This window comes from Nonomuraea thailandensis (assembly GCF_024172165.1).
In the GTDB taxonomy this organism is placed as follows: Bacteria; Actinomycetota; Actinomycetes; order Streptosporangiales; family Streptosporangiaceae; genus Nonomuraea; species Nonomuraea thailandensis.
Genome location: NZ_JAMZEB010000002.1, coordinates 6,555,695 through 6,573,137, shown reverse-complemented (window position 1 = coordinate 6,573,137; position 17,443 = coordinate 6,555,695). Strand labels below are relative to the sequence as shown.

Here is a 17,443-nt window from a genome sequence, read left to right as displayed (position 1 = left end):
TCAAAGCGACGAAAAGTAGGTCATTTCGCTCCAGGGGTGACCAGGCCCGACTCGTAGGCGGCCATCACGAGCTGCGCCCGGTCGAACAGCCCGAGGTGCTCCAGCAGCGACTTCACCACCAGGCCCACCTCCTCCTCGGGCAGCGCGAGCGTCTGCCCGATCTGCCGGTTGGTCAGGCCGCGGGCGACGAGCTTGAGCACGTCCAGCCGGTCGTCGGGGAGCCCGGCCAGCGCCGGAGGCGAGGCCGGGTCGGTGCGCCCGGTGAACGCCGAGATCAGCCGCGTGGTCACGGCCGGGTCGATGAGCGCGTCGCCGGCCGCCGCGGCCCTGATCGCGGCCAGGATCTGCTCCGGCGGCGAGGTCTTCAGCAGGAACCCGCTCACCCCGGCCCGCAGCGCGGCGTACAGGTTCTCGTCGCTGCCGAACGTGGTCATCATGACGACCTTCGGCGGACGCTCCCCGGCCAGGATCCTGCGGGCGGCGGCCAGGCCGTCCAGGCGCGGCATCTGGATGTCGAGCAGCACCACGTCCGGACGCGTCTCGCGGACGGCCGCGATCGCCTCCTCGCCGTTGGCCGCCTCGCCCGCCGGCGCGAACCCGGGCTCGCTGTCCAGCATGGCCCTCAGCCCGGTGCGCACCAGCGCCTGGTCATCGGCCACCAGCACGCGCAGCACCCCGCCGTCCGCGCCGGGCTCGGGCACGGGATCGGCCGGCGGCTCCTCCAGGCGCTGGGCCAGCATGTCGGCCTCCAGCCGCTTCAGCCCGGCCGACAGGTCCAGCCCCAGCTCGTCCCGCCACACGGCGCGCGCCCTGCGCAGCGCCGCCAGCGCGTCGCCCTGGCGCCCCATCCGGTAGAGCGCCACGGCCAGCAGCCGCCACGCCTCCTCCCGCAGCGGGTACGCCGAGGCGTGCGCCTCCAGGTCCGCCACCAGCGACGTCGCCCGGCCCAGCGCCAGCCCGGCGTCCGCCCGCCGCTCCACGGCGATCAGCCGCAGCTCCTCCAGCCGCCCCGCCTCGGTCGCGGCCCAGCTCAGCTCCGCGAACTCGGCCAGCGCCGGCCCCCGCCACAGCTCCAGCGCGGTGTCCATGGCCGCCCACACCTGCGCGGGCGAGCCGTCGGACTTGACCAGGCTCTCGAAGTGCCAGGCGTCGACCTGGTCGGTACGGGCGCGCAACGCGTACCCGGGCGGCGCGGACACCAGCACCCCGGCCTCCTCGCGGGGCGCGCGGCCGGGCTCCAGGGCGCGGCGCAGCCGCGAGACGTAGCCCTGGATCGTGGACAGGGCCTGGGCGGGCGGGTCGCCGGGCCAGAGCTCGTCGATGAGGGTGTGCACGGGCACGGCGCGGCCACCGGCGACGAGCAGGCGCGCGAGCACCGCTCGCTGCCGCTGGCCGCCGAGGTCGAGGGGGGCGCCGTCGGCCCAGGCCTGGAACGGTCCGAGAGCGGTGAAGGTCAGCATGTCAGGCGTAACTGTAGAGGCAGAATGGGTCTGGGTATATGGGGAATTGTCAGACAGGCAGCTCGGCCTCGACAACGGTGCCCCCTCCCTCCGCCTCCCGTACGACGCAGGTGCCCCCGAGCTCGGCGGCCCGCTCGCGCATCGAGCCCAGCCCGACGCCCGCCCGCGCGTCCGGCTGGATCCCGCTCCCGTCGTCGGTGACGGTGATCCGCAACGTCTCCGCGCGCCGCAGCGCGATCGCGATCGTGGTGGCGCCGGAGTGCTTGCGGGCGTTGGTGAGCGCCTCCTGCACGATCCGGTACGCGGCCACCTCCACGGCCGCCGGCAGCCCGTCGAAGCCGCCGGAGACCTCGACCGGCGTGCCGGCCAGCTCCGCCACGGCCCCCGCCAGGCCCAGCTCGTCGAGCGCGGGCGGGCGCAGGCCGTACACGAGCTGCCTGATGTCGCCGCTCACCGCGTCCATGCCGGCGCGCAGCTCGGCCAGCAGCAGGTCCGCGCGCTCGGGCGAGCTGCGCACGGTCAGGCGGGCGGCGTTGATCGACATCGCCATGCCGGTGAGTGACTGCCCGAGCCCGTCGTGCAGGTCGCGGCGCAGCCGCCGCCGCTCCTCCTCGCGCGCGGTCAGGATGCGCTCGCGCGAGCGCTGCAACGCGGCCGTCAGCCGCACCGCGTGCGCCGCGTCGGCGATGTACGGCGTGAGCGTGGCGAGCACCCGCTCGTCGTGCGCCGCGGGGAACCTGCGCCGGTCGGTCGGCCCGACCAGCAGCAGCCCGACCGGCTCGGCGTGCCACACCAGGGGGATCACCCGCGCGGGCGCGCCGAGCGAGCCCGAGGTGGTGGTCGTGCCGTCCAGTTCGACCGCCACGCCCGTCACCGACAGGCCCTCGCGCAGCGTGTCCAGCGTCTCCAGCAGGCCGTGCACCGGGTCGGCGTGCTGCAGCCGGTGCCGCAGCCGCCTGGCCAGCGTGCCCGGCACGCCGGTGCTGCCGTACAGCAGCCGGTCCACGCCGCGCTGCATGCCGCGGCGCATCGGCTGGAAGGCCGCTCCGGCGAACACCGCCGCCGCGATCCCGGCCACCTGGTCGACCTCGGCGAGGAACAGGCTGCTCGCGGCGCTGACGGCCACGTACACGCCGGTGATCACGATGATCAGCCCGGTGCCGATGAGCGCCCGCGTGATCAGCGTGTCGATGCCGAACAGCCGGTAACGCAGCACCGCCACCGCGATGGCCGCCGGGATCAGCGGGATGAACAGCGTCGCCAGCCACCAGAACGGATCGCCCAGCATCCACGGCACCAGCAGCCCGGGCAGCGCCACCACCAGCCACAGGAGCTGGCGCCGCTCGGCCGCGTCGCCGCGCCTGAACCGCACCACCAGCGAGACGAACGCCAGCGCCATGGCCGCCGACACCGTCCAGTGCGCGGGCTCGCGAAAGGCCTTCTGCCCGCTCAGCGCGCCGGCCCAGTCGAGCGCCACGCCCATCACGGCCAGGACGACCACCCAGCGCCAGCGCCTCGACAACAGGCCGCCGGCCGGGTAGAGCAGGGGGAGCAGCACGCCCAGCGTGAGCTGCAGCACGTGCCAGGTGAGGTTGATCAGCGGCCAGCCCACGGCCGCGTGGCCGAACACCAGGTGGAACGTGTTCGCCGACAGGATGTTGGCCGCGGCGCTCAGCCCGCCCACGCACAGCAGCCAGCCGATCACCAGCCGCGGCCTGCTGTGCACGAGGATCGCGCCGAAGACGGAGAACGCCGTGCCCGCCATGTCCTCGGGGGCGAGCGGCAGCGGCGTCCAGGAGGGCTGCGGCAGCTGCGCCGTCACCCAGATGTCGGCGAGCTCGAACACCACGGCGAGCGTGGCCATGCCGATCGCCACGCTGCGCGCCAGACCTGCGCGGCGCATCCCACCCGCCCTTCCCACCCATGATCGGGGTGAAAATTACCGGTGGGCTGCCAACGTCCGATCAAAATTTTCTCAACGCGCTCCGCACCTGGCCGGAGCAACGATAGCGGCTGGTGCCGGTAGGGTCAGCGGCTCCGGACCGCGGGGCCGAGCAGCAGCATGCCGGCCGCGGACGCCAGGCCGACCCCGCCGATCGTGAACCACAACGCCCCCGAGCCCAGCTCCAGCAGCGGCCCGCCGAGCAGCGGGGCCAGCACCGCCGCCAGCGACCACGAGAACCCGAACAGCCCCGAGTACCGCCCGCGCAGCTCGGCCGGCGCCAGCGCGGCCACGATGGCTCCGGCGATCCCGGCCGTGACGATCTCCCCGGCCGTCCAGATCGCGATCGTCACCGCCAGCCCGAGCACGTCGGTCACGTACGCCGTCATCGCGAACCCGACGCCCATCACCGCCAGCCCCAGCGCGAACGTGCGCGCCGGGTCCCTGCGCCCCAGCCATCCCGACACCAGCGGCTGCACGACCACGATCAGGATCCCGTTCAGCGCCATGGCCAGCCCGAACTCCTGCGGCGACAGCTTCACCACGCCCGTCATCGCCACCGGCAGCATGGTCATCGTCTGCGAGTAGACCAGCGCGTTGCCCAGCGCGACCAGCGTGAACCCGACCATCACCCGGTCGCGCAGCACCACGCCGAACCCGCCCGCCGCCTGCCTGGCCGCCGGCCTGGTCTCGGGCACCGCCCGCCACACCAGCACGGCGAAGACCACGCTCGACACCGCGTCGATCCAGAACAGCCAGACGAACCCGAGCCCGGCCAGCCATCCGCCGGCCGTCATGCCCACCGAGTAACCCAGGTTGATCGCCCAGAACAGCAGCCCGTACGCCCGCGGCCGCTCCTCGGCCGAGACGAGGTCGGCGACCAGCGCGTTGGAGGCCGGCCGGTAGACGTCGATCACCAGCCCGAGCGCGAACATCGAGGCCAGGATCGCGGGCAGCGAGGTGCTGTAGCCCAGGGCCAGCATGAACACGGCCGTGGCCACCATGCCGCCCGACAGCGTGGCCCGGCGCCCGATCCGGTCCGCCAGCACGCCCGCGACGAGCTGCGACAGCAGCGAGCCCGCGCCGAACACGCCCATGACCAGGCCCGCCGCCGCCACGGACAGGCCGCGGCTCTGGGTCAGGTAGACGCCGGTGAAGGGCATCACCATGGTGCCCAGGCGGTTCACCAGCGTGCCGCCCCACAGGGCCCAGAACGGGCGGGGCAGCCCGCCGATCTGGGCCTTGAGGAAGGAGGGTCTCTCGACAGTTGCGCTTGACACGCCTCAAAGGGTGAGATTTCCGGTTTCGCGGCGCCAACGATTTAGCGCACACTAAAAGCATGTCCATCACCTGGGCGCTGAGGCCGGAGGACGTCGCCCGCATCCGGTTCGCCTTCTCCCCGATGTGGGAGCTGGTGGCCAGCCTGCGCACCCTCCAGCAGCCCGCCAGGCAGTCGATCCACCTGCCCTGGCTCAAGGCCGTGAGGCCCCGGCTGGCCGGGCTCGACCTGTCCGAGCTGTTCGCGCTCGTGCCGCCGAGCGGGTATCTGGCCGACTTCATCACCCCGCCGCCCGACACGCCGATGCCCGACTTCGCGGCCGAGCTGGACCGGGTCAGGCGGACCGATCCCGCGCTGGCCCGCGAGGAGGCGCTGAAGGTGCGGGGCACGGACCCGGCCGTGATCGCACGGTTCGCCGCCGACCCCGAGGCCGGGGTTTCGAGGGTCGCGGACGCGCTGGAAGCGTACTGGGAGGAGTGCTTCGCCGAGTTCTGGCCCCGCGTCTACGCGCTGCTGGAGCGGGACGTGCTGCGGCGGTCGCGGCAGCTCGCCCAGGGCGGGGCGCGCGAGCTGTTCGCGGCGCTCGACCCGGCCGTGGTGTGGACGGGGGAGCTGCTGCTCGTCGACCGGCCCTGGTGCGCCTCCGGCGGGCTGCACGGCGACGGGCTGGTGCTGGTGCCCAGCGCGTTCTACTGGCCGGCCGTGGCCGTGATGACGGCGCCGTACCAGTCGATGCTCGTCTACCCCGTGCAGGGCGTCGGCACGCTGTGGGAGCAGGGGCCGCCGCCCGCGCCGGGCGCGCTGGCCGCGCTGATCGGCCGCAGCAGGGCCGCCATCCTGCTCGCGCTCGCCGAGCCCGCCACCACCTCGGCGCTGGCCGTCCGCATGGCGCTCACGCCCGGCGCGGTCAGCCAGCACCTCGGCGTGCTCAGCGGCGGCGGGCTGGCGGTGGGCATGCGGATCGGCAAGCAGGTCGTCTACCGCCGCACCCTGGCCGGCGACATGCTCGCCGCCGGCCCCAAGGCACACGCCTGACGCCGGCGCCCGCCGAAGCCGGCCGGGGCTCACGCGTAGCGCTGGGACTCCAGGAGCCAGTCCAGGTGCGCGCGCGGCGCGGCCAGGTAGGCGCAGGCGACCTTGCTGACGTCCCTGGCCGCCTTCGGCGCCAGGTCGTCCAGCGGCAGCCGCCTGGCCGCCTTGCGCATGTCCTGGCAGCGCGCCGTGATCCGGTCCAGCACCCAGGCCGTCGCCTCCCGCTCGCCCAGGCCGAGCTGCCGCATCGCCAGCACCACGAAGTTGTGCACGTCGCCGCGCTCCTTCGGCCGCGAGGCCACGTCGTTGCACCAGGCCGTGACGTCGCTGCAGGCGCTCACGAGCTGCTGCCACGGGTCCGACTCGTGCACCCAGACCGGCACCTCCACCCGCAGGCACGGCTCCACCAGGTCGTACAGGTACGGGCCGACCGTGCCCCTGCGCAGCTCCGGATACTCCTCCAGCGTCGGCATCCGCCCCGCCGCGCGGTTCTCCGCCTCGGCGCGGCAGGCGTCGTACTGGCGCTGCAGCCCCACCGCGAACCTGGCCCGCCACTGGTCGCTCATCCGCACGCTCGTCACCCGCCACAGGTCGGCGAAGGCCGCCTCCAGCGGATGGCAGGAGGTGCCCTTGAGCATGCCGTGGAAGATCTCCAGCGGGCCCGAGCGCTCGTCCAGCTCGTCGTCCAGGTGGAACAGCCAGGTCAGCCACTGCGCGAACAGCGCCGCCGCGGCCGCGTCGAACTCGGCGAACGCCCGGCCCGCCATCCGGTGGTAGCCGACGCCGGGATCGGCGCGCAGGCCGGTGCGCCTGGCCCAGTCGATGACCGCGGCCTCGATCGCGTACACGGCCGGGTGCATCCGGCACGGCGCCGCCATCGCCGGCACCCGCTCGGTGAGCGGCAGCAGCGCCAGCGCGGCCGAGCCGCCCCTGCGCGGCAGCGGCAGCAGTGACGACAGGGCCGAGCGCAGGGCGGTGCGCGCGGTGGTGAACACCGTGGCGAACACGGTGCTCGTCGAGGCGGGGCCGCTCACGGCGTCCTTCACGGAGTCCTTCACGGAGTCCTTCGCGGTGTCCTTCGCGGTGTCCTTCGCGGCGCTCTTCACTGGAGTGTTCTTCACCGTGCTGTTCACAGGGGTCCGAAAAGCCAGTTGCCGGCGGCGTTGGGGTCGTCGCCGCGGTAGTAGTCGGCGGCGGCCAGGACCAGCTCGTCCACGGTGAGCGTGCCCCTGCCCGCCCGGTCCAGCCGGTCGAACGCCTCGTCCACGTCGTCGTAGGCCACCCCGAACGCGCACAACATCGTGCGGAACTCGGCCGGCCCGATCTCCCCGTCGCCGTCGCCGTCGCACAGCTCCGCCACCGCGACCGTGGCCGGCCTGAACACCGGGTCGTACAGGTCGCCCGTGACGAACGCCGCCGTCATCCCCCGCCGGAAGTCCGGGCGCGCGATGCCGGAGTCGCCGTCGCGCTCCAGCGTCTTCGACAGGGTGGACCAGATGCGGTCGAAGCCGTCCACGAGACTCGCCCCGGCGACCGAGGTGGGGGACTCACCGAAGCCCACCAGGATACGGGCGCCCAGCCCCAGCAGGTCCTCGCGCTCGACGACGCCGTTGCCGCTCGCGTCGATGTGGTCGAACGCCCGATCGAGCTTGTGATTGAGCAGGTCGATGGCCACCAATGCCTCCCCCGAGACTGACTGCGTGATCACAGTAAGTCTGGGCGGGCCCTTTGTCAGCGAGGCTCGCACCGGCACCCCCCGTAACGTGTGCGAAACACGGACACGGCATGCTGGTGTGTACGCCTGTACTGTCCGTACGAACGAGGGGATGCCGTGGACCGCCAGCAGGAGTTCGTGCTCCGCACGCTCGAGGAACGCGACATCCGGTTCATCCGGCTGTGGTTCACTGACGTGCTCGGCTTCCTCAAGTCCGTCGCGATCGCGCCCGCCGAGCTGGAGGGCGCCTTCGCCGAGGGCATCGGCTTCGACGGCTCGGCCATCGAGGGCTTCGCCCGCGTCTACGAGTCCGACATGCTCGCCAAGCCCGATCCGTCCACGTTCCAGATCCTGCCGTGGCGCAGCGAGACGCCGGGCGCGGCCCGCATCTTCTGCGACATCCTCATGCCCGACGGCACGCCGTCGCACGCCGACCCGCGCTGGGTGCTCAAGCGCACCCTCGCCAAGTGCGCCGACATGGGCTTCACCTTCTACACCCACCCGGAGATCGAGTTCTTCCTGCTGAAGAACCGTCCCGAGCCGGGCGTGCGGCCCGAGCCGATCGACTCCGGCGGCTACTTCGACCACACGCCCCACAGCTCCGGCCACGACTTCCGCCGGCAGGCGATCATGATGCTGGAGTCGATGGGCATCTCCGTCGAGTTCAGCCACCACGAGGGCGCGCCCGGCCAGCAGGAGATCGACCTGCGCTACGCCGACGCGCTCACCACGGCCGACAACATCATGACCTTCCGCCTGGTCATGAAGGAGGTCGCGCTGGAGCAGGGCATCTGGGCCTCGTTCATGCCCAAGCCGTTCACCGAGCACCCCGGCTCCGGCATGCACACGCACATGTCGCTGTTCGAGGGCGACCGCAACGCCTTCTACGAGGCCGGCTCCGACTACCGGCTGTCCAAGATCGGGCGCTCGTTCATCGCGGGCCTGCTGCGGCACGCCGCCGAGATCACCGCCATCACCAACCAGTGGGTCAACTCCTACAAGCGGCTGTGGGGCGGCGCCGAGGCCATCGCCGGGCAGGGCGGCGAGGCCCCCTCCTACGTGTGCTGGGGCCACAACAACCGCTCGGCCCTGGTCCGGGTGCCGATGTACAAGCCGCACAAGGGCGGCTCCACCCGCATCGAGTTCCGCTCGCTCGACTCGGCCTGCAACCCCTACCTGGCCTTCGCGCTGATCCTGGCCGCCGGGCTGAAGGGCATCGAGGAGAGCTACGAGCTGCCGGCCGCCGCCGAGGACAACGTCTGGACGCTGACCAGCGCCGAGCGGCGCGCCCTCGGCATCCAGCCGCTGCCCGGCTCGCTCAACGACGCGATCGAGGTCATGGAGCGCAGCGAGCTGGTCGCCGAGACGCTGGGCGAGCACGTCTTCGACTTCTTCCTGCGCAACAAGCGCAGCGAGTGGCGCGAGTACCGCCGCCACGTCACCGAGTTCGAGCTCGGCCGCTACCTGCCCGTCCTCTGACCCGCGCGAGGCCCCGCCGACGGCGGCGGGGCCTCGGCTTCGTGCTCAGCCCCAGAACTCCCGGACCTCGATCGGGAGCGTGCTCGCCGCGGCCAGCCTGCGGCCCCAGGCGAGCGCCGCGTCGCGGCCGGGCGCCTGGATCACGGTGAAACCGCCGATGTGCTCCTTGCCCTCGGTGTACGGGCCGTCCATCGTGAAGACCTCACCGCCGCGCGGGCGCAGCACCGCCGCCTCCGCGGGCGGCCGCAGCCCGCCGGAGAAGAGCCAGGCGCCGGCGGCCTTCATCTCCTCCTCCAGCGCGCCGAGGTCGCGCACGATCGGTTCGAGGATCTCGGGGCCGGGCGGCTCGCCGTCGGGCTGGTAGATGGTGAGCACGTATCGCTGCATGATTCGCTCCTTCCGCTCAGCCCTTGTACGAACGGCTCGGCCGCGGATCGACATCCGGCGCCGGATCGAACACGATCGCCTCCAGCAGCCCCGCCTCCGCCCGGTTCACGATGTACGCCCCCGCCGCCGGCGCCGGGTCACCGCCCTTGACCCGCGCGAGCAGGCTGTCCCACCTGCGCTGGTGCCGGGCGAACGTCCTGGGCGCCACCACCCGGCCCCGCTCCCGCTGCCCCGCCAGCGCCTCGCCGGGCGGCGCGTCCAGCAGGAGCAGGTGGAAGCCGGCGCCGTGCCGGCGCGCCAGCCAGGCGAAGCCGCGCAGCACGTACGGGCCGCAGCCCCGGTTGTGCGCCACCACCGGGTGGCCCTGGGTCAGCGCCTGCCGGATGCGGGCCAGGTGGGTGACGAACACCACGGCGCGGCGCACCGGGTAGGGGGCCCAGGCGATCCTGCCGTCCCAGTGCCGCCTGGACTGCGCTGAGTCGATCACCACGACCGGGCCGGAGGTGACGGGCAGGCTCTCGGCGCCGTGCATGCCGTACAGGCGCCGCAGCAGCGTGGTCTTGCCCGCCCCCGGCAGCCCCGTCAGGATGACCAGGGCCCCTGGCGGATACCGCAGCCTCGCCCCGTCCACGCGCAACACCCTCCCCGCCCGGTCCGCCCTACGCTACCTCTGCCGCGCCAGCATAGGGCGTGTGGTCCCAGCCTCTCCGAGGATGGGGTGAGACGCGCACGACACTCCTTGATCGAGGAGAATCGGCCGTTTGGTCGCGGCAGGCGGGAAACCTCGTTAAGGTACTGCCGACGCCTTGATCGGCCTCACTCCCGGAGCGGTTCGGAGTGAGGCCGATTTTCGTTGCTTCTGACCCCCGAGTCACATCCGAGCGATGTGCGGCGCCTAGCGTCTCGTTACCCGGTGGAGGGAAGTTTCGGGCCCCTTCAAGGCGTTATGGAGACGTACCGAGCGGCCACAGGACCCCCGCATCCTAGGTAAACCGGGGGTCCAGTAAAATCGGCCTGCTCTTTATGATATTTCCGGACTTTTCGCCTGGCGTGGCGATATAGGAGGGTGTGGCATGACGACGGCTGCCCTGCAGACCGTGTTGACCGTTCCCGAGCGCTTCCGTGGTCCCGTGGGCGTCGCCAACGGCGGCTGGATCGCCGGCACCATGGCCGAGGCGCTGAACGGTGGCCGATCAGCCGTCGAGGTCACGCTGCACGCCCCCACGCCGCTGGAGACGGAGCTGCGGCTGGAGCACGTCGCCAACACGGTCTCCCTCTCGCACGGCGACAAGCCGCTGGTCGAGGCGATCCCCGTGGCCGAGGAGCTGCAGGGCCCGGGGTTCGTGCCGTTCAACGACGCCGCCCGCGCCGAGGCCGGGTTCGCGGGGCTCAAGGCGCACCCGTTCGCGGAGTGCTTCGCCTGCGGCCTGCGCGAGCCGGGCGACGGCCTGCGCATCTTCCCCGGCCCGGTGGAGGGCACCGACCTCGTGGCGGCCGGCTGGCGGGTGCCGTTCACCGTGAGCGGCGAGGACGGCGTGCCGGCCTCGATCGTGGGCGCGGTGCTCGACTGCATCACCGGCTGGGCGCACTTCGGCCCTGGTGAGAGCGCCCTGCTCGGCCGCCTGGCGGTGCAGATCCACCGCCCGGTGCTGCCCGGCGGCCGCTACTCGGTGGTGGCCCGCCCGACCGGGCGCGACGGCCGCAAGATGTACGGCCAGAGCGCCATCTACGAGGCCGACGGCACGCTGGTCGCCGCCGCCCGCGCCACGTGGATCGCTCCACGCTGACCCGCTCTCCACGAAGGCCCCCGAGTCGCTTCCCGGGGGCCTTCGCCATTCCCGGAGACCGGCTCAGGCCCGTGTCGGCTCAGGCCCGTGTCGGCTCAGGCCCGTGTCGGCTCAGGGAGGTGCGGAGGTCCGTGACAGTGGCCGGGGTGTCAGCGTGGCGAGGTGAGGCGGTCCACCACCGTGGCCACGCAGCGCTCGTCGAACAGGATCGTGTAGTGGTTGCAGCCGGGCACCACCTCGTCCCGCAGCCCGGGCAGCCGGTCCGCCCACGGCCGCGCCAGGTCGTCGGGCAGCATCCCCGTCGGCTGGTCGAGCAGCCCGCGCGGAGCCCTGAGGAGGCGCAGCGGCGCGGTGATCGCCTGCAGGGCCGCCGCGACGGCCTCCCGTTCCAGGAGCAGCCACCGCCCGTCCTCCAGCACCGCCTCGCCCGCCACCCGCGACCGCAGCGCCCCCTCGGGCCCGGTGAGGTCGTAGCGCACGTACGCCTCCACGTCGGCGTTCCAGCGGCCGGCGAAGGCGGGATGCGCCTTGAAGAAGTCCACGTACGCCTCCGCCGAGGGGAACGTCTGCCGCAGCCGCGCCAGCGCCGGCCCCAGCGTGGCCTCCAGCGCCGCGCCGGGGTCCATGCCCTCGGGGATCGGCGGCAGCGGGATGCCTCCGTCCACCAGCACCACCCCGGCGAACTCGCGCCGCGCCCCGGCCAGCGCCGCCACGTACGCGCCCATGGAGTGCCCCGTCAGCACGGCGTCCGGTCCGGCTCCGACGTGATCGGCCACGCGCAGCACGTCCTCGGCGTGCCTGGGCAGCCCGTACGGGCCGGGCAGGGACGCGCTGTGCCCGCGCCCGCGCAGGTCCATGGCCACCAGTGACCAGCCGTCCGGCAGCCGTCGTCCCACCGCGGCCCACGCCATCAGGGACGCCGTGATGCCGTGGACGGCGATGATCGTGCGCGGGCCCGTGCCGAAGGTGGCGATCCGCAGCCCGTCGACCTCATCAATCCTCATAAACACCACATAATTACGCATATGCGAATCACCGTCATCGAACACGAGGCCGAGGCCGGGCTCGGCTACCTCGCGCAGTGGCTCGGGCTGGACTGCGAGGTCGTGCGGCCGTACCTGGGGCAGGAGGTCCCCGCGCGGGCGCGGGACGGGCTCGTCGTGCTCGGTGGCGCGGCCGCCGCCTGGGAGGACGAGCGCAGCCCCTGGCAGCCCGCCACCCGCGACCTGCTCCGCCGGGCCGTCGATGACGCCACCCCCACCCTGGCCGTCTGCCTGGGCGCGCAACTGCTCACCCTGGCCTGCGGCGGCGTCGTCGAGCGCGGCGCGAACGGGCTGGAGGTGGGCGCCCGCGAGGTGGTCGCGCTGCCCGCCGCCGGCTCCGACCGGCTGCTGTCAGGCGTCTCCGGCACGGTCGTGGCCGTGCAGTACCACCAGGACGCCATGACCAGGCTGCCCGACGGGGCGGTGCCGCTGATGACCGGCTCCCAGTACCCGAACCAGGCCTACCGGCTCGGCGAGGCGGCCTGGGCGGTGCAGTTCCACCCCGAGGCCACGCCGGAGATCTTCGCCTCGTGGACCGCGGACTCGGACCTGGACGCGGCCGAGGACCTCAACGCCGAGGTCAAGGCCGCCGAGAGCGCGCTGGTGGCGACCTGGCGCCCGGTGGCGCGGGCGTTCGCCGACGTGGTCAGGAACGGTCCCGCCTGAGGCGGGGGCCGTGCGGCCGGGCCGGCCTCGCCCGGCGTGCGGTCAGGGCGTGCGCGAGCGCGTGCACGCCCGCCAGGACCAGCGGGAACGCCGCCACGGCCGCCCCGGGCCCGCGCGCGGGCACCCCGGCCCGCCGCAGCCGCCGCCACGCCCACACCGAGTACGGGATCACCACGACAGGCGCGGTCACCACTCCCGGCGTGTACCCGCGGAACAGCGCCGCCTGCGCCAGATGCACCACCCCGTGCACGCCGAACCCGGCCAGCGCCGCCTGGAACACCGCGCTGCGCCCGCCCGTACGCGCCCCCAGCCCCGAGGCCACGGCCAGCACCCCGCCCATCAGCCCGATGGCCACGCTCGCGTGCGCCTGCGACAGCTCCATCCGCTGCCACGGCATCTGAGGCAGGCGCTCCTCCAGCCGGGGCCGCGCCGTCCGCGTCCACCGCGCCATGGTGGCCAGTTCCTCGGCGTCGTGCACCGCCCAGGCGGCCAGCAACCCCCACGCCACCCCCGCGGGAACCCGTCCCATCGCAAGCCTCCTCACCATCCGCGAAACGCAACGCAACGTTGCGTTCGCATGTTACGGCGAAACGCGCGATTGCTGTCAAGATGGAGGCGTGCCCAGGATCGAATCCACCGCCGCGCGGCTCGCGAAGCTCGGCTTCGCCGACGGAGCCAGGGCGGCGCAGCTCGTCCGCCAGTCGGAGGCCGACCTGGACGACATCCTGGAGTCCCTGGTCACCGTGGCCGACCCCGACCAGGCCCTGGTCTCGCTGACCCGCCTGATCGAGCGCGAGCCGGCCGTGCTCGGCGCCCTGCGCGCCGACGAAGGGCTCAAGGACCGGCTCCTGGCCGTGCTCGGAGTCAGCGCCGCGCTCGGCGAGCACCTCGTCCGCCATCCCGGGCAGGTGGCCCGCCTGGCCGAGCCCGCCCTCGGCGAGGCCAGGGCCGAGCTGCTGCGGGCGGTCGGCGCCGAGCCCGGCGAGAGCGAGCCCCGCGCGGCCGAGGGTGGCAACGGCGCGCTGGCGGCGCTGCGCGTGGCCTACCGGGGCCGCCTGGCGCACCTGGCCGCCCGCGACCTGACCGGCCAGGCGACGCTCAGCGAGGTCACCGCCGAGCTGTCCGACCTGGCGGGCGCCGCGCTGGAGGCCGCGCTGGCCGTCGCCCGCACCGAGGTCGAGGCCGAAGAGGTCCGCTTCGCGGTCATCGGCATGGGCAAGTGCGGCGCCAGGGAGCTCAACTACATCAGCGACGTCGACGTGATCTTCGTGGCGGAGCCGAGGGAGGGCGCCGACGAGGCCAAGGCGCTGCGCGCCGCCACCCGGCTGGCCCAGGCCATGATGCGGGCCTGCTCCGCCACCACGCCCGAGGGCTCGCTGTGGGAGGTGGACGCCGGGCTGCGCCCCGAGGGCCGCTCGGGGCCGCTGGTCCGCACGCTCGCCAGCCACCTCGCCTACTACCGCCGCTGGGCCAAGACGTGGGAGTTCCAGGCGCTGCTCAAGGCCAGGCCCGTGGCGGGCGACCTGGAGCTGGGCGCCGCCTACGTCGAGGCCGTCAACGAGCTGGTCTGGACGGCCGCCACCCGCGAGCACTTCGTCGAGGACGTGCAGGCCATGCGCCGCCGCGTCGAGGCCCACGTGCGGGCCGAGGGCGAGCGGCAGCTCAAGCTCGGGCCCGGCGGGCTGCGCGACATCGAGTTCGCGGTGCAGCTCCTGCAGCTCGTGCACGGCAGGCTCGACCCGCTGCTGCGCCGCAGGGGCACGCTCCCGGCGCTGGCGGCGCTCTCGCGGGGCGGCTACGTCGCCCGCGACGACTCGCGCGGGCTGGCGGAGGCGTACTCGTTCCTGCGGCAGGTCGAGCACCTGCTGCAGCTCCACCGGCTGCGGCGCACCCACATCGTGCCCACCGGCGAGGCAGACCTGCGCAGGCTGGGCCGGGCGCTGGGCATGCAGGCCGATCCGGTGGGGGAGTTCACGGCGCGGTGGCGGCGGCACGCGATGGAGGCGCGGCGGCTGCACGAGAAGCTGTTCTACCGGCCGCTGCTGCAGGCCGTGGCGCGGCTGCCGGAGTCGGAGGCGCGGCTGTCCACCGCCGCCGCGGCGGCCCGGCTGGAGGCGCTCGGCTACGTCGATCCCAGGGGCGCGCTGCGCCACATCGCCAACCTGTCCACCGGCGTGTCCAGGCGGGCCGCCATCCAGCGCACGCTGCTGCCGGTCATGCTCGGCTGGTTCGCCGACACGCCCGACCCCGACGCGGCGCTGCTCGGGTTCCGGCAGGTCAGCGACAAGCTGGGCAGCACACCCTGGTACCTGCGGCTGCTGCGCGACGAGACCGCCGTGGCCGCCAGGATGGCCCGGGTGCTCGGCACCAGCCGCTACGCCACCACCCTGCTCATGCACGCCCCCGACGCGGTGGCCATGCTGGGCTCCGACGAGGAGCTGGCCGTGCGCCCGCCGGAGTCGCTGCTCGGCGAGGCGTCGGCCGCGGTCACCCGGTACGCCGGCGACCCCGAGACCGCCGTCACGGCGGTGCGGGCGCTGCGGCGCAAGGAGCTGTTCCGCACGGCCGTGGCCGACCTCTCCGGCCTGATCGACATCGAGACCGTCGGCACCGCGCTGTCCCGGCTCAACGACGTGACCCTGCAGGCCGCGCTCGACGCCGCACTCAGCAAGGCCGCGAACGTCACCTCCTTCGCGGTCATCGCCATGGGCCGGCTGGGCGGCCTGGAGTGCTCCTACGCCAGCGACGCCGACGTCATGTTCGTGCACTCGCCGCTGCCCGGCGTGGCCGAGCGCGAGGCCACCGACGCCGCCTTCGCCGTGGCCAACGAGCTGCGCAGGCTCCTGTCCCTGCCCGCCCCCGACCCGCCCCTGATCATCGACCCCGACCTGCGCCCCGAGGGCCGCCAGGGGCCGCTGGTGCGCACGCTGGCCTCGTACCGGGCCTACTACTCCCGCTGGTCGTCGCCGTGGGAGTCGCAGGCCCTGCTGCGGGCCCGCTTCTCGGCAGGGGACGCCGAGCTGGGCGCCGCGTTCACCGCCATGATCGACGAGCTGCGTTACCCGCAGGGCGGTCTCCAGGACGACGCGGTCAGGGAGATCCGGCGGCTCAAGGCCCGCATGGAGGCCGAACGGCTGCCGCGCGGCGCCGACCCCGCCCTGCACACCAAGCTCGGGCCCGGCGGGCTGTCGGACGTGGAGTGGGTGGCCCAGCTCCTGCAGCTCCGGTACGCCGGCACACGCCCGTCGCTGCGCACCACCCGCACGCTGGAGGCGCTGCGGGCCGCCGTGGCGGAGGAGCTGCTGGCTCCGGCCGACGAGGCGGTGCTGGCGGAGGCCTGGCGGTTCGCCTCGCGGGTGCGCGACGCGATCATGCTGGTCAAGGGGCGGCCGGGAGACAGCGTGCCGCGCGACGCGGGGGAGCGCAGGATGCTCGCCCAGACGCTCGGCTACCCGCCGGACGGCTCGGAGGACTTCCTCGACGACTACCGGCGCGTCACGCGGCGGGCCCGCAAGGTGGTCGACCGGGTCTTCTACGGCGCCTGATCCTCCCCATCTGTCAATGCCGTGCGTCATTGCGGTGATACAGGGCGTGGGTGTATCAAGGGCGCCGTGTTATCCGTATACGTGGATCTGGCCTTGGGCCTGGTGGTCGCATTCCTGCTGCTGTCGCTGCTGGTGAGCGGCCTCAACGAGGCGTTCGTACGGCTGCTCTCCATCCGCAGCAAGTTCCTGTGGGCCTACCTCAGGGACACCCTGGACGGCGTCGGCGAGAAATCGCCGTCGTGGCTGCCCGCCAGCGTCCGGGACGTGCTGCTGGCGCTGCCGTTCGGGCGCGACCCCCGGCCCAGGCACAGCGACAAGCCCGCGCCCGCCCAGCTCGGCGAGATGCCCGCGGCCAAGACCGGCGACTCCATGATGAACCTGCTCTACGAGCGGGTGCGGGAGATCGACCACGCCAAGCGGGGCAGGACGAGCATCGCCAACATCCCGCCCGAGCGGTTCTCGGTGGCCGTGATGGAGCTGGCCGCGATGGAGAACGGCGACATCCCCGAGTTCCTGAAGAAGCTGCAGCGCATCGACAGCCCGCTCTACGGCCATCTCAAGGGCCTGTGGGAGAGCGCGCAGGGCGACCTCGACCGGTTCAGGAAGGGGGTGGAGAGCTGGTTCGACGGGGAGATGCAGCGGCTGTCCATGCTCTACAGGCGCTACGTCAAGTGGGTGCTGGCCGTGCTGGGCCTGGTGGTGACGCTGCTGTTCTCGATGGACGGGTTCGAGTACGCCAAGACGCTGCTGCGCGACAACGCCTTCCGCGCCTCGGTGACGGCCGTGACCGAGGCGGGGCCCGACGCGTACGACGAGCTGAGGCGGCAGTGCACGGGCGGCGACCCGGTGCCGTGCGTGACCGAGCTGCTCAGCGAGCCCGCCCTGGTCAAGGTGATGGGGCAGGCGATGGTCAGCGTGTCGATCCCGGCGCAGGGCGAGCCGAGCGTGCAGGGGAACCTCCCGGTGTGGTGGGATCGCATCACCACGCCGAGCCACTGGCCGGGTTTCCTGCTGACGTACGTGGCGCTGCTGTTCGGGGCGCCGTTCTGGTGGGACGTCTTCCGGCGCATCACCGGGATCAGGTCGCGGCGCTGAGCCGCGTACGCTGG

General features: G+C 73.4%; 15 protein-coding genes. 6 read left to right on the top strand and 9 right to left on the bottom strand.

Annotated elements, in window-relative coordinates:
- Positions 1–20: 20 nt before the first annotated feature.
- The 3 genes from HD597_RS66065 to HD597_RS33940 form a co-directional block, all read right to left on the bottom strand.
- Positions 21–1,460 carry a BTAD domain-containing putative transcriptional regulator gene (locus HD597_RS66065; protein ID WP_308210742.1) on the bottom strand — a complete coding sequence of 480 codons (1,440 nt, stop codon included), beginning with the start codon at positions 1,458–1,460 and terminating at the stop codon, positions 21–23.
- Between the two features lie 49 nt (positions 1,461–1,509).
- The gene (locus HD597_RS33945; protein ID WP_253747263.1) at positions 1,510–3,363 is read right to left on the bottom strand and encodes a sensor histidine kinase; all 1,854 of its coding nucleotides are present in this window, start codon (positions 3,361–3,363) and stop codon (positions 1,510–1,512) included.
- 125 nt (positions 3,364–3,488) lie between these two features.
- Complete coding sequence (locus HD597_RS33940; protein ID WP_253747262.1) at positions 3,489–4,682, bottom strand: MDR family MFS transporter; 1,194 nt, start codon at positions 4,680–4,682, stop codon at positions 3,489–3,491.
- Between the two features lie 59 nt (positions 4,683–4,741).
- On the opposite strand from HD597_RS33940, the gene HD597_RS33935 reads away from it, so the two are divergent.
- On the top strand, positions 4,742–5,716 hold the full coding sequence (locus HD597_RS33935) for a DUF5937 family protein (RefSeq protein ID WP_253747261.1): 975 nt from the start codon (positions 4,742–4,744) through the stop codon (positions 5,714–5,716).
- A gap of 29 nt (positions 5,717–5,745) precedes the next feature.
- Here HD597_RS33935 and HD597_RS33930 read toward each other — a convergent pair whose 3' ends face one another.
- Together HD597_RS33930 and HD597_RS33925 are read right to left on the bottom strand one after the other, a co-directional pair.
- Positions 5,746–6,819: a terpene synthase family protein gene (locus HD597_RS33930; protein WP_253747260.1), complete on the bottom strand. Its 1,074-nt coding sequence runs from the start codon at positions 6,817–6,819 to the stop codon at positions 5,746–5,748.
- A gap of 23 nt (positions 6,820–6,842) precedes the next feature.
- Positions 6,843–7,421 (bottom strand): EF-hand domain-containing protein, encoded by a 579-nt coding sequence (locus HD597_RS33925; RefSeq protein WP_253747259.1) that lies wholly within the window; start codon positions 7,419–7,421, stop codon positions 6,843–6,845.
- A 123-nt stretch (positions 7,422–7,544) separates the two neighbouring features.
- Between HD597_RS33925 and HD597_RS33920 the strand changes: the two genes are divergently transcribed.
- Positions 7,545–8,906 carry a glutamine synthetase family protein gene (locus HD597_RS33920; protein WP_253747258.1) on the top strand — a complete coding sequence of 454 codons (1,362 nt, stop codon included), beginning with the start codon at positions 7,545–7,547 and terminating at the stop codon, positions 8,904–8,906.
- A 45-nt stretch (positions 8,907–8,951) separates the two neighbouring features.
- Here HD597_RS33920 and HD597_RS33915 read toward each other — a convergent pair whose 3' ends face one another.
- Positions 8,952–9,293: a YciI family protein gene (locus HD597_RS33915; RefSeq protein ID WP_253747257.1), complete on the bottom strand. Its 342-nt coding sequence runs from the start codon at positions 9,291–9,293 to the stop codon at positions 8,952–8,954.
- A gap of 16 nt (positions 9,294–9,309) precedes the next feature.
- Positions 9,310–9,924 (bottom strand): AAA family ATPase, encoded by a 615-nt coding sequence (locus HD597_RS33910; protein ID WP_253747256.1) that lies wholly within the window; start codon positions 9,922–9,924, stop codon positions 9,310–9,312.
- A gap of 442 nt (positions 9,925–10,366) precedes the next feature.
- Between HD597_RS33910 and HD597_RS33905 the strand changes: the two genes are divergently transcribed.
- A complete protein-coding gene (locus HD597_RS33905; protein ID WP_253747255.1) occupies positions 10,367–11,080 on the top strand; it encodes a PaaI family thioesterase in 714 nt (237 codons plus the stop codon).
- A 149-nt stretch (positions 11,081–11,229) separates the two neighbouring features.
- Here HD597_RS33905 and HD597_RS33900 read toward each other — a convergent pair whose 3' ends face one another.
- Positions 11,230–12,084 carry an alpha/beta fold hydrolase gene (locus HD597_RS33900; RefSeq protein ID WP_253747254.1) on the bottom strand — a complete coding sequence of 285 codons (855 nt, stop codon included), beginning with the start codon at positions 12,082–12,084 and terminating at the stop codon, positions 11,230–11,232.
- 21 nt (positions 12,085–12,105) lie between these two features.
- Between HD597_RS33900 and HD597_RS33895 the strand changes: the two genes are divergently transcribed.
- Positions 12,106–12,789: a type 1 glutamine amidotransferase gene (locus tag HD597_RS33895; protein ID WP_253747253.1), complete on the top strand. Its 684-nt coding sequence runs from the start codon at positions 12,106–12,108 to the stop codon at positions 12,787–12,789.
- On the opposite strand, the gene HD597_RS33890 is transcribed toward HD597_RS33895, so the two are convergent.
- Positions 12,770–13,318: an HXXEE domain-containing protein gene (locus HD597_RS33890; RefSeq protein ID WP_253747252.1), complete on the bottom strand. Its 549-nt coding sequence runs from the start codon at positions 13,316–13,318 to the stop codon at positions 12,770–12,772. The two genes, HD597_RS33895 and HD597_RS33890, sit on opposite strands and share 20 nt — an antisense overlap.
- A gap of 88 nt (positions 13,319–13,406) precedes the next feature.
- Here HD597_RS33890 and HD597_RS33885 point away from each other — a divergent pair, with 88 nt between their 5' ends.
- Positions 13,407–16,334 (top strand): bifunctional [glutamine synthetase] adenylyltransferase/[glutamine synthetase]-adenylyl-L-tyrosine phosphorylase, encoded by a 2,928-nt coding sequence (locus HD597_RS33885; RefSeq protein WP_253747251.1) that lies wholly within the window; start codon positions 13,407–13,409, stop codon positions 16,332–16,334.
- 81 nt (positions 16,335–16,415) lie between these two features.
- Complete coding sequence (locus HD597_RS33880) at positions 16,416–17,429, top strand: hypothetical protein (protein ID WP_253747250.1); 1,014 nt, start codon at positions 16,416–16,418, stop codon at positions 17,427–17,429.
- Positions 17,430–17,443 lie beyond the last annotated feature (14 nt).

Coding starts and splice junctions, on each gene's coding strand:
- HD597_RS66065 (WP_308210742.1), bottom strand. CDS start 1,460: ATGCTGACCTTCACCGCTCTCGGACCGTTCCAGGCCTGGGCCGACGGC.
- HD597_RS33915 (WP_253747257.1), bottom strand. CDS start 9,293: ATGCAGCGATACGTGCTCACCATCTACCAGCCCGACGGCGAGCCGCCC.
- HD597_RS33945 (WP_253747263.1), bottom strand. CDS start 3,363: ATGCGCCGCGCAGGTCTGGCGCGCAGCGTGGCGATCGGCATGGCCACG.
- HD597_RS33900 (WP_253747254.1), bottom strand. CDS start 12,084: ATGAGGATTGATGAGGTCGACGGGCTGCGGATCGCCACCTTCGGCACG.
- HD597_RS33905 (WP_253747255.1), top strand. CDS start 10,367: ATGACGACGGCTGCCCTGCAGACCGTGTTGACCGTTCCCGAGCGCTTC.
- HD597_RS33935 (WP_253747261.1), top strand. CDS start 4,742: ATGTCCATCACCTGGGCGCTGAGGCCGGAGGACGTCGCCCGCATCCGG.
- HD597_RS33890 (WP_253747252.1), bottom strand. CDS start 13,318: ATGGGACGGGTTCCCGCGGGGGTGGCGTGGGGGTTGCTGGCCGCCTGG.
- HD597_RS33895 (WP_253747253.1), top strand. CDS start 12,106: ATGCGAATCACCGTCATCGAACACGAGGCCGAGGCCGGGCTCGGCTAC.